At 63.3% G+C, this 13,025-nt stretch carries 14 protein-coding genes; 2 read left to right on the top strand and 12 right to left on the bottom strand.

The window, feature by feature from the left end; all coding sequences use genetic code 11:
* Positions 1-41: 41 nt before the first annotated feature.
* Positions 42-383, top strand: a complete 342-nt coding sequence (gene hypA / locus ACB032_RS04345; protein WP_005301911.1) for a hydrogenase maturation nickel metallochaperone HypA — start codon at positions 42-44, stop codon at positions 381-383.
* Here hypA and ACB032_RS04340 read toward each other — a convergent pair.
* Positions 361-717: a hypothetical protein gene (locus ACB032_RS04340; RefSeq protein ID WP_371137435.1), complete on the bottom strand. Its 357-nt coding sequence runs from the start codon at positions 715-717 to the stop codon at positions 361-363. The two genes, hypA and ACB032_RS04340, sit on opposite strands and share 23 nt — an antisense overlap.
* Here ACB032_RS04340 and hypB point away from each other — a divergent pair.
* Positions 604-1,488, top strand: coding sequence for a hydrogenase nickel incorporation protein HypB (gene hypB / locus ACB032_RS04335; protein WP_371137434.1), 885 nt, complete (start codon positions 604-606; stop codon positions 1,486-1,488). The genes ACB032_RS04340 and hypB overlap by 114 nt on opposite strands.
* Positions 1,489-1,809: 321 nt before the next feature.
* Here hypB and ACB032_RS04330 read toward each other — a convergent pair whose 3' ends face one another.
* From ACB032_RS04330 to hybO, 11 genes are all read right to left on the bottom strand, one after another.
* Positions 1,810-2,451, bottom strand: a complete 642-nt coding sequence (locus ACB032_RS04330; RefSeq protein ID WP_371137433.1) for an ATP-binding cassette domain-containing protein — start codon at positions 2,449-2,451, stop codon at positions 1,810-1,812.
* Entirely contained in the window at positions 2,444-3,238 is a 795-nt protein-coding gene (locus tag ACB032_RS04325) for an ATP-binding cassette domain-containing protein (RefSeq protein WP_371137432.1), read from the bottom strand. Before ACB032_RS04325 ends, ACB032_RS04330 begins: the two co-directional genes overlap by 8 nt.
* Positions 3,232-4,044: an ABC transporter permease gene (locus ACB032_RS04320; protein WP_042066226.1), complete on the bottom strand. Its 813-nt coding sequence runs from the start codon at positions 4,042-4,044 to the stop codon at positions 3,232-3,234. Before ACB032_RS04320 ends, ACB032_RS04325 begins: the two co-directional genes overlap by 7 nt.
* Entirely contained in the window at positions 4,034-5,038 is a 1,005-nt protein-coding gene (locus tag ACB032_RS04315) for an ABC transporter permease (protein ID WP_371137431.1), read from the bottom strand. Before ACB032_RS04315 ends, ACB032_RS04320 begins: the two co-directional genes overlap by 11 nt.
* Positions 5,023-6,654: an ABC transporter substrate-binding protein gene (locus ACB032_RS04310; RefSeq protein ID WP_371137430.1), complete on the bottom strand. Its 1,632-nt coding sequence runs from the start codon at positions 6,652-6,654 to the stop codon at positions 5,023-5,025. The genes ACB032_RS04315 and ACB032_RS04310 overlap by 16 nt, the downstream gene beginning before the upstream one ends.
* 107 nt (positions 6,655-6,761) lie before the next feature.
* Entirely contained in the window at positions 6,762-7,310 is a 549-nt protein-coding gene (gene hybE, locus ACB032_RS04305) for a hydrogenase-2 assembly chaperone (protein WP_371137429.1), read from the bottom strand.
* Positions 7,292-7,822 (bottom strand): HyaD/HybD family hydrogenase maturation endopeptidase, encoded by a 531-nt coding sequence (locus ACB032_RS04300; RefSeq protein ID WP_371137428.1) that lies wholly within the window; start codon positions 7,820-7,822, stop codon positions 7,292-7,294. The genes hybE and ACB032_RS04300 overlap by 19 nt, the downstream gene beginning before the upstream one ends.
* Positions 7,822-9,525 (bottom strand): hydrogenase 2 large subunit, encoded by a 1,704-nt coding sequence (hybC, locus tag ACB032_RS04295; RefSeq protein ID WP_371137427.1) that lies wholly within the window; start codon positions 9,523-9,525, stop codon positions 7,822-7,824. The genes ACB032_RS04300 and hybC overlap by 1 nt, the downstream gene beginning before the upstream one ends.
* Entirely contained in the window at positions 9,522-10,709 is a 1,188-nt protein-coding gene (gene hybB, locus ACB032_RS04290; protein ID WP_016351002.1) for a Ni/Fe-hydrogenase cytochrome b subunit, read from the bottom strand. Before hybB ends, hybC begins: the two co-directional genes overlap by 4 nt.
* Positions 10,702-11,727: a hydrogenase 2 operon protein HybA gene (gene hybA / locus ACB032_RS04285; RefSeq protein WP_010674402.1), complete on the bottom strand. Its 1,026-nt coding sequence runs from the start codon at positions 11,725-11,727 to the stop codon at positions 10,702-10,704. The genes hybB and hybA overlap by 8 nt, the downstream gene beginning before the upstream one ends.
* A 2-nt stretch (positions 11,728-11,729) precedes the next feature.
* Positions 11,730-12,863 carry a hydrogenase 2 small subunit gene (gene hybO / locus ACB032_RS04280; RefSeq protein WP_371137426.1) on the bottom strand — a complete coding sequence of 378 codons (1,134 nt, stop codon included), beginning with the start codon at positions 12,861-12,863 and terminating at the stop codon, positions 11,730-11,732.
* Positions 12,864-13,025 lie beyond the last annotated feature (162 nt).

The raw sequence follows: 13,025 nt of genomic DNA, 5'->3' as shown, positions 1-13,025 counted from the left end.
GAGGAGTCACTGCTCCTCCCCATATCGGTTAAGGAGCCACCATGCACGAAATGTCTCTGGCCATGGCCGCCATCGATCTGGCGGCCGAACAGGCCACCCAGCGGGGCTTTAACAAGGTGACCGCCCTCTGGCTCGAGGTCGGCAGCTTCTCCTGCGTCGACCCGGACACCATTGCCTTCTGTTTCGAGGCGGCAGCCAAGGGCACCGCCGTCGAAGGGGCCCAGCTGCACTTTCAGCACCAGGCGGCAGAAGCCTGGTGTTACGACTGCAACCAGACGGTCACCCTCACCGAACGCGGGCAAGCCTGTCCCGAGTGTGGCGGATACAAATTACGAGTCGCGCAGGGTGATAGCCTGCGCATCACCGACATCGAGGTAAGTTGATATGTGTAGCGTATGCGGATGCGGCCAGGCGCGGATCGCCGGCCATGAGCACGAACATGAACATCACCATGAACATGGTCATGAGCACGACCATCATCATGCTCATGACGCCCATCACCATCATGACCACGAGCAGAGTGCGCCGCGCACCCTGATCATTCACCACCACTACCACCATCAGGGGGATGTCCATCACCACTACCACGGGGTGCTGGCGCCCATGAGCCATGAGGGGCATGATCACCCACACGATCACCACCATGATCACCCCCACGACCATCATCATGAACATGGCCACTCTCATGACCACGGCCATTCCCACGCGCATCCCCATGATCACAGCCATGACCATGACCATGACCATGACCATGACCATGACCATGACCATGACCATGACCATCAGCAGGGTGACCTGCACTATGGCAAAGGGGAAGCGGGATTGTCGGTGCCCGGCATGGGGCAGCGCCAGCTGATCGCCATCGAGATGGATGTGCTGGCCAAGAACAACGCCTTGGCCGTCCACAACCGTGAGCACTTCGATGAGGCGGCCCAGCTGGTGCTCAATCTGGTATCAAGCCCGGGTTCAGGCAAGACCACCCTGCTGTGTGAAACCCTGCGCCAGCTGGCCGACAAACGCCCCTGCGCGGTGATCGAAGGGGATCAGCAGACCAGCGCCGATGCGGATCGCATCCGCGCCACCGGCGTCCCTGCCGTGCAGATCAACACCGGCAAGGGCTGCCATCTGGATGCCAAAATGGTCCACGACGCCTGCCACCAGCTGCCCGCCAATGAAGGGGGCATCCTCTTTATCGAGAACGTGGGCAATCTGGTCTGCCCCGCCAGCTTCGATCTCGGCGAGAAGTACAAGGTGGCGATCCTCTCCGTCACCGAGGGGGAAGAGAAGCCGCTGAAATACCCGGATATGTTCGCCGCCGCCCAGCTGATGGTGATCAACAAGATTGATTTGCTGCCTTACGTCAGCTTTGACGTGGCCCGCTGTATCGAGAACGCCAAACGGGTCAACCCCTATATTCAGGTGATCCAGGTCAGCGCCACCACAGGCGAAGGGATGGATGCCTGGCTCAACTGGCTGGCCACTGCCTGAAACAGTTAAACGCCGCTGATAACGGTAGAAAACAAGAGAGGGAGGCTGATGCCTCCCTCTCTTTTATCTGCGAACCTTGTCGGCCGTCCTATCTGTCCAGAGTGGCCAGCCTCTCACACTCGCGTCTCCTCACCCTGGCCCTCTCCCCAGGGAGAGGGAACCGGTTCGTGGATGCTGGCAATATGCTCGAAGTACGCGCAGCCCCCCGGAGAGTCTGCGAGCATAACAACCAGCATTGTGCCCCCCCAAGCTTGGGGAGAGGCACCTTCCGCCCCCTTCTCCCCTTGCGGGAGAAGGGTTGGGGATGAGGGGAACCAACTATCAAGCTGCGCTTTCGGTCAGCTCCCCAGATTCGGGCTGCATCTCGCCAAAGCGCAGCACCCGATGGCAGATCTGGCGCAGCAGTGCCTGCTGGTGACTGAAGACAAGCATGCCAAGACCGCGCTGCTCGCACTCCATCATCAACTCCCGCCAGAGTTGGCGCTGAATTTGCGGATCCAGCTGGGCGGTCACCTCATCGGCAATCAGCAGTCGGGTGCGGGGATCGAGGGCACGCAGCAGCGCGATGCGGGCCAGCTCGCCGCCGGAGAGCTGACCGGGTTTACGACCGAGCCACGCAGGCTTGACCATAAAACGGGCCAGCATGGCGTCATCGGGGCGCCACACATCCCACAGCGCCTGCCCGGTGGTGCGATAGGGATTGAAGGTGAGTTCCGGGTGCTGGGGCACCAGTTGGATGGGGTTATAGCCCTTCACTGGCTCAGGCACCGGCTGCCCATCTAGCAGGATCTGCCCGCCTGCACGAACTGGTTGCCAACCCGCCAATACCCACCCCAACGTGGTCTTGCCATGGCCGCTCGGGGCAGAGATGCCGAGCCGCTCGCCCGCCTTCACCGTCAGCGACAACCCCTGCCAGAGAGCGCGTTCCCCCTGGGCGATGGTGAGATCCCGTACCTCAAACATCAGCGACCTCCGGTACAGAAAAGAGCGAATTGAACTCCGGCAGCGCCTGCCAGTGGGCGCGGAGCATCTCGCTCCCCTGCCCCTGGCGCAGATGGTGGCAGCTCAAGGTATCGCTCACCTGGCCCTGATGCAGCGCGACTATGCGATCGGCAAAGCGGGCCGCCAACGCCAAATCGTGGGTGACCCAGAGGATGCCGCTGCCCTGATTGGCCAATTCACGCAACTGAGTGAGCAGCTGGCAGGCCAGCCCCTCGTCGAGCCAGGCGGTGATCTCGTCCGCCAGAATGTAGCGGGCGCCGCCAAGGGCCGCGGTGCAGGCCAGAATGCGTTTGGCCATGCCGCCGGAGAGCTGGCGCGGATAGCTGTCCAGGGTGGTGGTGGGCAGTTGGTAGCGCAGCAGTTGCTGGCCGAGCCGTTCGCGAGAACCGCTCTGACCGCACAGACGCGCCGCCCGCCCCAGCTGGCGCTCCACCGTCAGCAGCGGATTAAGGGCGCTCACCCCCTGCGGCACATAGCAGAGGGTGTGGCCGCGCAGTCCGGCCCGGCTGGCGTCGCACAGGGGCACGCCATCGAGGGAGATGGTGCCGCGCATGCGCAGGTTGTCCGGCAGCAGGGTCAGGGCGCTTTGCAGCAGCAGGCTCTTGCCCTCGCCGCTCCCCCCCACCAGTGCCACTATCTCCCCCGGCGCCAGTTGCAGGCAGATATCGGTCAGCAATGGCTGCCAGCTGCGCCGCCCCAGCCAGGAGTAGTGGGCCGCCTCTATGGTCACGTGGTCGAAGCTCAGCATGGTTCTCCCCCAAACCAGAGTTGTTGCAGGGCGCGGGTGGCCTGATCAAACAGTAAAACCAAGGTCAGCAGCATCAGACCAGGGAAGAGAGCCAGCCACCAGCCGCCGCCGGCCAGATAACGCAGGGCATCGGCCAGCAGCAGACCCAGCGAGGCCTCGTGGGCCGCCAGGCCAAAACCGAGGAAGCTCAGCGCCGCGCTGTGCAGCACCGCGTGGGGGAACATCAGCAGGGTGCCGATAAACCACTGGGGCAAGAGCCCCGGCAGCAAGTGGGTGCGCCAGCGGCGCAGCGCCCCCATCCCCTGACAGCGGGCCAGTACCACGTAGTCACTGCTGGCGATCCGCCGCGCCTCGGCGCAGAGAATGAGTGCCAGCTTGGGCCAGTGGGTGAGCGCCACCGCCAGGATCACCCCGCGCATGCCGCCCCCTGCGGTAAAGCAGATCAGGATCAGCAGCAGCATATGGGGCAGCGCCAGCATGGCATCGATCACGAGGCGCACCGCCGCATCGCACCTGGGGTGAATGAGCGACACGCTTGCCGCCACCATGGCCAGCAGGCCGCTGCACAGGGCCGTGCTGATGCCAAGCTCCAGACTGGTGAGGGTACCCTGAAAGGCCCGCAGCCAGAGATCCCGTCCCATCTGATCGGTACCGAACCAGTGCACCAGCGAGGGGGGCTGCTGGCGCGCCAGCAGATCCATCGGCACATCCTGATGAGAGAGGCTCCAACCATAGCTAGCCAGCAGCAGCAGGCAGATCAGCGCAAAGCCCAGACGCAGCAAGGAGGGGAGCGGATTAAACAGCATGCACACCCTCCCAACCGCGGTTGATGCGGGCCAGCAGCACCCGCGCCGCCGTGTTGCCCAAAAAGACCAGCAGGGTGCAGAAAAGCACGATTCCCATCAGCAGGGGAATATCCCCCCGCAGCCCCGCATCCACGGTGGCCTGACCGAGTCCCGGATAGGAGAAGACCTTCTCTGCCAACAGCGATCCGCCAATCAGCTCACCCAGCGAAGCAAACTGCAGACAGATGGCCGGGGTCAGGGCGTGGCGCAGCACGTGAAAACGCAGCATGGGCCAGCCGCCATCACCCTGGGCGCGGGCATAGCGAATAAAATCGCTCGCCAGCACCTCGGCCACCCGCTCCCGGGTGTGCAGCGCGATATTGCCAAGCCCCAGCAGGGCCAGGGTTGTGACCGGCAGCAACAGATGACGCAACCGCATGGCCCAATCCGCCTCATCGGCAGCCAGCCCCGGCGTCCAGGCGCAGCAGACTGGCAGCAAGGGCCAGTGCACCGCAAACAGCGCCAGCAGCAACAGGCCAACCCAGAAGGTAGGCAAGGAGGCGAACAGATAGGCAAAGCGGCAGATAAGGCGATCGGGCCAGCGGTTGAGATAGCGACCGGCGCAGAGGCCCAGCAAAATGCCGAAGAAGCCGGAGAGCAGCCAGGCCCCCGCCAACAGCAGGAAAGAGGCGGCAAAGCGCTGGCCAATGACCTCACCCACAGGCGCGTTGTAGAGCATGGAGTAGCCGAGATCTCCTTGCAGCACCTGGCTAAACCAGTGCCAGTAACGCAGCCAGAGCGGCTGATCCAGCCCCCAGCGGGCGGCGATGCGGGCGTACTGCTCGGGCGGCACGTGCAGCAGATCGTTGCCGATATAGGCCTTGATGGGATCGATGGGGGAATAGCTCAGCAGCACAAAGGTGGCGACAGAGACCAGACAGAGCAGCCCTGCCAAACGCAGCAGGGCTTTCAGTGTGGCAGTCATCATGGTGGACGAACTTAGCGGCACGTCCACCGCCAATCCTGCAGGTTGTTAAGCAAAGACCAGCTACCGTGAATTTCCGGCGCCCCCTTGCCAAGGTCGATGCAGCGGTTGGCGAGATAAGTATGCTGCACATTGAGCAGCCAGGCCCAGGCGGCATCTCCCTGCACCCCGGCGCCACGCTTGCCATCCCACTCCACCTGCTGCCAGAACGGCACGGCCGCCTGCCAGTCGGGGGCATCCAGCGCCTGCTTGAGGTGCGCATCCACCACCGGATTCTGGTAATAACCCGGGTTGTAGAACTCCACGCCGGCGGAACCGCTCTGGTAGTGGTGGTAGAGCTCCATGGGATCCAGACTCCCCCACCCCATCAGCACCGGGTTGGCGTGCATCTCGCGCTCCACCTGCTCCCAGCTGCCGGACTTGAGGCTCACCTCCAGACCTATGGGTTTGAGCATGGCCCGCACCGCTTCCGCCAGATCCCTGCGGGTGCTGTCGCCACTGGTGTACCAGAGGGTAAAGGCGGCGCGCAGATTGCCTTTGTGGCGAACGCCGTCGCTCCCCATCTTCCAGCCTGCCTCGTCGAGCAGGGTGTTGGCGTGGGCCGCATCCCCGTCCTTGAAGGCGGTCGCCTTGTTTAGCCAGGGCAAGCCTTCTACCGCGCTGTAAGCGGGGATGGCATGCCCTTCCAGCAGCTGATCGGCCAGCAGCTTGCGGTCGATGGCGTAGTTGATGGCGCGGCGCACCGCCACGTCCGAGGTCACGTCGTTGCCGATGGGATAGCCCTTGGCATCCTTGCCACCCGCCGGCGGAATGGGGAAGACGATGCCGCGATTCTCCACGCTTGGCCGCACCCACAGCTTGAGGGAGGCAGGGACTGTGGGCGCCAGCGACGGGGCGATGCGCACCAGGTCGAGCTGGCTGCTCTGGGCAGCGGCATAGGCGCTCTCTTCATCGATAAAGACAAACACCAGCCGTTTGAAGTCATTGTTGCCGCCGGCGTAATGGGGGTTGGCCTCCACCACCAGCTGCTGGCCGGGCAGGAAGTTCACCAGCCGGTAAGGGCCGGCACCGACCGGATGGCGGGCGTAAGCCTTGGGATCGTAATCCCGCTTCGACACGATTCCGAGCGATCCCAGCACGTTGACGAAGGTACTCTGGGGGGCGCTTAAAGATATGGCAACCTCGGTGGGTGAGAGCACCTTGGCCGAGACAAAGTTGCCCATGTCGATCTTGCCGCCGCCCTGGGCTGCGCTGTTGTAGGTAAAGGCCACATCCTCGGCGGTGAGCGGCGCGCCGTTGGAGAACTTCAGATCGGGCTTGAGGGTGATGAGCCACCCCTTGCCATCCTTGCTTGGAGTCACCGCCTGGGTGAGCACGTTCTGCCAGCTAAGGTCGGCGTTTTGCTTGAGCAGCGGGCTGTGCAGCAGCAGGTAGCTGCCGTGGCTCCAGCCAAGCAGCGGGTCGAACCCTTCGGTGGGCTCACTGCCGATGGCGAGCTTGAGTTCGGCGGGGACGGGCTGGGCAGCCGGCGCCATGGAAGAGAAACCGCCCGAGAGCAGGGCCAGCAAGGCGGCCGCAGTGGCAGAGAGGCCTTTGCGGCGGGTGGCGTTGCTGCCTGAATGGCAGCCAAAACATTGAATGGTCATAAGATCCCTTGTTCGTTTTACCACTCACTACCCAAAAAACAGGGGCACGACAGAAGCGAGTGAGGGGCCAAAACGGCCCCTATTCTAAACCTGATTGCAGATGAGACCTAGCGCTGGGTGTCGCCCAGAGCGTCACCGCGCCGGCCGCTGAACAGGCGGCGCCGGCTCAAGTTCACGCCGCCCTCCCCCTGCTGCACCGGAAGCGAAAGCAACATCTTGAGGGTGCTGCTCACCAGCGCGCGCCCCTCGTCGGCCCCCAGATGCGGGTCGATGGGGGACATAAGCGAGCAGGCCAGCAACTGCCCCGTCTCGGGCAATGCCCCCACCATAAAGGTCAGGTTGCCGCAGGGGAGCTGCAGGGCGAGCCGATCGCTGCTGCCGCGCACCGGCCAGAGTTGATCTGGCCCCGGCAGCACCACCACGCTCAACATCCAGGGGGTGAGCACACAGCCGAGCCACTGACCTTCAAACAGCACGCACTCCGCAACTATGGGCATGGTGGCGTGATAGAAGGGCAGCGCCTGCATCTCTTGCTGCGCGATCCGCTCGTACTGGGCTACCAGCAATGGTGCGGGATTGGTGGCAAAACCGCTAAACTCCTGCGCCGGCTCTTGCGCGGCTTCGTTCACTGCCTCATTCACAATGGATTGCACCATACGCCCTCCCGCGCTCGCTCGGCCTTCTCCTGCTCAGAGAGCGGGATGGCCGGAGCCCCCAGGCTGGCCAGCAGAGTCAGGATCCGATCCGTCGCCTCCCCCAGCGCCGCCACCACCACGGGGGTGAGGCCGATGCGGGGCTCGAGGGATTCGGGCTCGACCCCGATCAGGGTGAGCCGCTTGGGCGACTCCCCTGTCATGTGCAGCGCCGAGAGCACGTCCGCCAGCCCCAGCTGATGGGGGGAGATCTTGCGACCGAACAGGGTCGGGATCTCCTCATCTTTCAGGGTCACCACGGTACCCGGCGGATTACCGCTGCGCACCGCGTCCGCCAGTATGATGTGGTCGCGACTGGCCATCGCTTCGAGCAGCTCCATGCCAGCGGTGCCGCCGTCAAGCAGCTCGATGCCGGGGGCGAAGCGGTAGTCGTGCTCCAGCCCCTCGACGATGCGCACGCCGACGGCCTCATCGCTCAACAGCAAGTTGCCCACGCCCAGGATCAGGGTGTTCATCACAGCACCTTCACCTGAGTTGTTTCACCACTCTGGGTATCCACCACGTGCACCGCGCAGGACATGCAGGGGTCGAACGAGTGGATGGTGCGCACCACCTCCAGCGGCTTGGCCGGGTCGGCCACCGGGGTGCCCACCAGCGATTGCTCGTAGGGGCCGGGCTCGTCGTTGAAGTTGCGCGGGCCCGAGTTCCAGGTCGATGGCACCACCGCCTGATAGTTCTCGATCTTGCCGCCCTTGATGACGATCCAGTGGGAGAGCATGCCACGCGGCGCCTCTTCAAAGCCCACCCCGCGAAACTCCTTGTCCGCCGGGATCTCGGTCTTGATGTAGGCGCTGACATCCCCCTTGCCGATGTTGTCCACCAGCGCCTTCCACTGATGGGACAAGGTGTCTTTGAGCACGCAGCAGCGCACCGCCCGGCCGATGATGCGGCCCAGGGTGGAGTGCAGCTGTTCGGTCTTGATGGCAGAGCCAGTCAGCGTCTTGTAGAGGCCGTTCAGCTGATCGAAGTGCGCCACCGTCTCCGGATGCTTGGCGGCCAGATTGACCAAGAGGTCTGCGAGCGGCCCCACCTCCACCACCTTGCCGTAGAAGGTGGGGGATTTGACCCAGGAGTACTTGCCGTCATCCTGCCAGCCGGTGTAGTTGGGCTCGGTCTTGCCCTCCCAGGGTTTGAGGGGGGCATCATCCTTGTACCAGGCGTGCTTGTTGCTCTCGGCGATGCCATCCATCAGCCAGGCATCCTGATGGCTCTCGATGGGGCGATAGCCGGCCAGATCGCCGTTCTCGATGTAGCCACCCGGCATCAGGAAGCTGCCGCCGTCACCGTCGGTGGGCAGCTCAGGCACGCTCAGGTAGTGCTTGGCCCCCTGCCCCAGGTTCAGCCACTCGGGGTAGTGCGCGGCTATGATGGCGGCATCCACCTTGTAGACCTGCTCGATGAACTCGCCGAGCCGGTCGATGAAGCTCTTCACGTAGAGCAGCCGCTCCAGGTTGAGCACGCTCGGTGCATCCAGGTTGATGGGGTTGGCCACGCCGCCCACCGCCAGGTTCTGGATGTGGGGGGTCTTGCCGCCGAGGATGGCGACGATGCGGTTGGCATCGCGCTGGCACTCCAGTGCCTGCAGGTAGTGGGCCACGGCGATGAGGTTCACCTCCGGGCTCAGTTTCATCGCCTTGTGGCCCCAGTAGCCGTTGGCAAAGATGCCGAGCTGGCCGCTCGCCACCAGGGCGCGGATCTTGTCCTGCACCTTGGTCAGCTCGTCGGCGCTGTTGAGGGACCAGGTCGATACCCCCTTGAGCAGGTCGGCCGCTTTTTGCGGATTGGCCTCAAGGGCCGCGGTGATGTCCACCCAGTCCAGCGCGGAGAGCTGATAGAAGTGGACGATGTGATCGTGGATGTTGTGGGCCGCAATGATCAGGTTGCGGATGTACTGGGCGTTGACCGGCACCTTGGCGCCGATGGCATTCTCCACCGCCCGCACCGAGGCGATGGCATGAATGGAGGTGCACACACCGCAGATGCGCTGCACTATCATCCAGGCATCGCGCGGGTCGTTGCCCTTGACGATCTCCTCCATCCCGCGCCACATGGTGCCGGACGACCAGGCCTTGGTGACGACGCCGCCTTCGATTTCACAGTCGATACGCAGGTGACCCTCGATGCGGGTGATGGGGTCTATGGTGATACGTTGGCTCATACGTTGGCTTTCCCTCGGGCCTGATAATCTTGGTGAACACGTTCAAGTGATGGCAGTACCGGCAAGAGCCGGATCAGCAGCAAATAGGCACACACCTCGATGGCGACGAAGCCCAAGGAGATCAGCACTTCCGCCGCGGAGGGGAAGTAGTGGTAGCCATTGCCGGGGTTGAAGGCGAGCAGGGAGTAGTCCAGTCGCCAGAGGGCGGCGCCCAGCAGCATGCTGAGGGCCCCCAGGAACAACATGCGCGAATCGCGGCGGCTCTTGTCCCAGTGGAACACCAGCAGCGGGAAGATCATCAGCGCGATCTCGCTCCAGAACATCAAGGCGTAGCGATTCCACTGGGAGAGGTACTCCGACTTGTCGTTGATGACGATCTCGGCAAAGCGCAGCGCCACGAACAGGATCAGGAAGATGTCGATCACCTGGGTCAGCTTGTAGAACAGCGGCTTCTCGTTGGGGCCGCGCCCCGCCAGCCCCGCCTGCACCAGGGAGCCTTCAAACACCACGATGGAGAAGCCCATGATGAAGGCGGTGAGCAAGGAGAAGACCGGCAGCAGCTCATAGCTTTGCCAGAGCGGATGGATTTTCTCCCCCGCCACTATCATCAGGGATCCCATGGAGGATTGGTGCATGGTGGGCAGCAGGGCCCCCAACGCCAGGATGAAGAACATGACCTTGTTGATCCGCGCAAGGGAGACCTTCCAGCCGAACTTCTCCATCAGCACGGGGGCAAACTCCAGCGCCATCACCCCGATGTAGATGGTCATGCAGACCGCCGTCTCGAACAGCACCGAGGAGGTGTTGAAGAAACCCGGAATGTAGAAATACGGCAGGTTCCAGTAACGGCCGACGTCGATGGTGATGGAGAGGCCGCCCAGCGAATAGCCGAACAGGCTCGCCAGCAGGGCCGGCCGCACCAGGGGGTGATACTCGCCCCGGTTGAAGACGTAGACCGCCCAGGCCAGCGCCCAGCCACCGCAGGCGAAACCGGTGCCGATCAGCAGATCGAACGAGATCCAGAGTCCCCAGGGGTAGCCGCCGTTGAGATCGGTGACCGAGCCCAGCCCGAAGATCAGGCGTTTGAGGATCAGCATGCCGCACAGGATGACGAACGGCGCCAGCACCATGACCGGCCAGCTGACCAGCCTGCCCCCCAGCGGATGTGCCTTGTGATTACTCATGATCCTTGCCTCCCGATTGCTTGTCATGGCCCGCGTGCGAGTCATGATCGTCGCCATCCTGATGGTCCTTGGTATTGCGGCGAATGAGCACCGACAGCCCGGTCAGCACCACCAGCGGCAGCACCATCCCCTTGTAAAGGGTGTGCTGGATGTGCTCGGAGCGCGCCCCGGAGGAGAGCTCCGGCAAATCAGGCATGTCGAGCTTGGTGTAGGGCACCCCGGCCAGCACCAGCACCTGGGTGCCGCCCCCCTCTTTCTCGCCATAAACGTAAGGCTGGTAGTTGGGCACCTCGTGCAGGTAGGGATCGTTGGCGCTGAAAGTCTGGCGCGGGTAGGCATATTCGCTGCCCGGGGTGGCCAGCAGCCGGCGCTTGGCCTCGGCCATCAGCGCCTCGCGGGTGCCGAAGATGACGGCGCCGGTGGGGCACACCTCGACGCAGCCGGGCAACTTGCCCTGATCGATGCGCTCAAGCCCCTTCTGGTTGCAGAGCTCGCACTTGTGGATCGCCCCGAACGGGTTGTCGTAGTCATATTTGGGCACGTCGAACGGGCAGCCCACCATGCAGTAGCGACAACCGGTGCAGACGTCCGGGTCGTAATGGACGATGCCGGTCTTGGGATCCTTGGTCAGCGCCTGCACCGGGCAGACGGAGACGCAGTTGGGATCGACGCAGTGCATGCACTGCTTCTTGATGTAGGCATAGCCATCCACCAGCTGATCCTTGTGCTCACCCGCGCCGCTCTTCCACACCTGAATGATGTTGTTGGTGTAGGGGCTCAGCTTGTCGTTGTTGGACCAGGTCGCTTCCCCGGCCGGATTGGCCGGGTTGCCGTTGAGGCGCTGGCACTCCGCCACGCAGGCCTGACAGCCGATGCAGAGGGTGGAGTCGTAAAGCATACCGAGCGCGCCGGGAATGGGCGGCTTGTTCTCGGCCGCCGCCAGGGCCGTGCCGGAGACGGTGGTGCCCGCCGCCAGCGCACCGACGGAGGCGAATTTGAGGAAATTGCGTCTGTTCACGGTCACTCCTCCCGTGAGGTGTGCTGCCCGGCTTCATGGCGCTTCTGCTGGCGACCGAGCTCGCGCACCGTCATCAGACTCACCCCGACCAGCACCCCGAGCGCCCCACCGATAAGGCCGGTGGCGGTGGGCGACATGTGTCCTCCCTCCTGGATGGCCACGTCGGGCTTGTTCACCCGCGGGGTGGGATTCTCCACCTTGGCGAGCTGGAAGATCCCCTTGCTGAAACCCACTCCCTGCTCGTTGCAGCCGTAGCAGGGATGGCCGATACCCACCGGCCAGATGCCGCCGCCCACGTCGCAGAACTCCAGGGTCGAGCAGTTGCCGTAGGTCTCCGGCCCCTTGCAGCCAAGATGGTAGAGACACCAGCCCTGACGGTGGCCCTCGTCGCCGAACTCCTTGGCGAAGCGGCCGGCATCGAAGTGCGGGCGACGCTCGCAGTTTTCATGGATGAGCCGTTCATAGGCAAACAGCGGCCGCTTCTTGGCATCGAGCGCCGGCAGCTTGCCGTAGGTGATGTAGTAGGCGACCGTGGTGAGGAAGTTGTGGGGATTGGGCGGGCAGCCCGGGATATTGATAATCGGCGTGCCGAGGTTGCCGAGGGCCTCTTCCAGGCTGACGGCGCCGGTCGGATTGCCACCGCTGGCGGGCACCCCGCCCCAGGCGGCGCAGGAGCCGATGGCGATGACGGCAGCCGCATCGGCAGCCGCGCGGCGAATATGGTCGACGATGGGCTCACCCGCCACCATGCAGTAGATGCCGCCATCTTTGAGCGGGATGGAACCATCCACCACCAGCACATACTTGCCCTTGTAGCGTTCGATGGCATTGTGCTTGTTCTCTTCGGCCTGATGACCGAAGGCCGCCGAGAGCACCTCGTGGTACTCCAGCGAAATGGTGTTGAGGATCAGGTTCTCGATGGTGGGGTGGGTGGCGCGCAGCAGCGATTCGGTGCAACCGGTACACTCCTGCGCCCCTATCCAGATCACCGGTGGCCGCTCGGGGCTGGCGAGCGCGGTGGCCATCTTGGCCACGGCATGCTGGCTTAATCCAAGGGTTGCGGCCATCCCGGCGCACAATTTCATGAAGTCACGGCGATTAATTCCATGAGCCGATAAAAAAGTATCCTCGACCATTCTTTTTATTCCCGTAGTGAGCACTTGTTTGATAAATGCTTAATAGCGGAAATGCTAAGTACTCCCCCCCTGCCCCGCGTTGATCTCCATCAAGTGACGGAACATTATTCAAATAGAAAACTCATCAGCATGGATTTAAAAATTTCATATGTAGCATAGGCT

This window comes from Aeromonas sp. S5(2024) (genome assembly GCF_041403025.1).
In the GTDB taxonomy this organism is placed as follows: Bacteria; Pseudomonadota; Gammaproteobacteria; order Enterobacterales; family Aeromonadaceae; genus Aeromonas; species Aeromonas hydrophila.
The sequence above is the reverse complement of the archived record's forward strand: the minus strand, read 5'-3'. Positions and strand labels throughout refer to the sequence as shown.

Excerpts from the sequence above, each read along its gene's own strand:
- ACB032_RS04310 (WP_371137430.1), bottom strand. The coding sequence starts at position 6,654 with ATGACCATTCAATGTTTTGGCTGCCATTCAGGCAGCAACGCCACCCGC.
- hybB (WP_016351002.1), bottom strand. The coding sequence starts at position 10,709 with ATGAGTAATCACAAGGCACATCCGCTGGGGGGCAGGCTGGTCAGCTGG.
- ACB032_RS04330 (WP_371137433.1), bottom strand. The coding sequence starts at position 2,451 with ATGTTTGAGGTACGGGATCTCACCATCGCCCAGGGGGAACGCGCTCTC.
- hybO (WP_371137426.1), bottom strand. The coding sequence starts at position 12,863 with ATGGTCGAGGATACTTTTTTATCGGCTCATGGAATTAATCGCCGTGAC.
- ACB032_RS04320 (WP_042066226.1), bottom strand. The coding sequence starts at position 4,044 with ATGCTGTTTAATCCGCTCCCCTCCTTGCTGCGTCTGGGCTTTGCGCTG.
- ACB032_RS04340 (WP_371137435.1), bottom strand. The coding sequence starts at position 717 with ATGGGGATGCGCGTGGGAATGGCCGTGGTCATGAGAGTGGCCATGTTC.
- ACB032_RS04300 (WP_371137428.1), bottom strand. The coding sequence starts at position 7,822 with ATGAACACCCTGATCCTGGGCGTGGGCAACTTGCTGTTGAGCGATGAG.
- ACB032_RS04325 (WP_371137432.1), bottom strand. The coding sequence starts at position 3,238 with ATGCTGAGCTTCGACCACGTGACCATAGAGGCGGCCCACTACTCCTGG.
- hypB (WP_371137434.1), top strand. The coding sequence starts at position 604 with ATGAGCCATGAGGGGCATGATCACCCACACGATCACCACCATGATCAC.
- hybE (WP_371137429.1), bottom strand. The coding sequence starts at position 7,310 with ATGGTGCAATCCATTGTGAATGAGGCAGTGAACGAAGCCGCGCAAGAG.
- hypA (WP_005301911.1), top strand. The coding sequence starts at position 42 with ATGCACGAAATGTCTCTGGCCATGGCCGCCATCGATCTGGCGGCCGAA.
- hybC (WP_371137427.1), bottom strand. The coding sequence starts at position 9,525 with ATGAGCCAACGTATCACCATAGACCCCATCACCCGCATCGAGGGTCAC.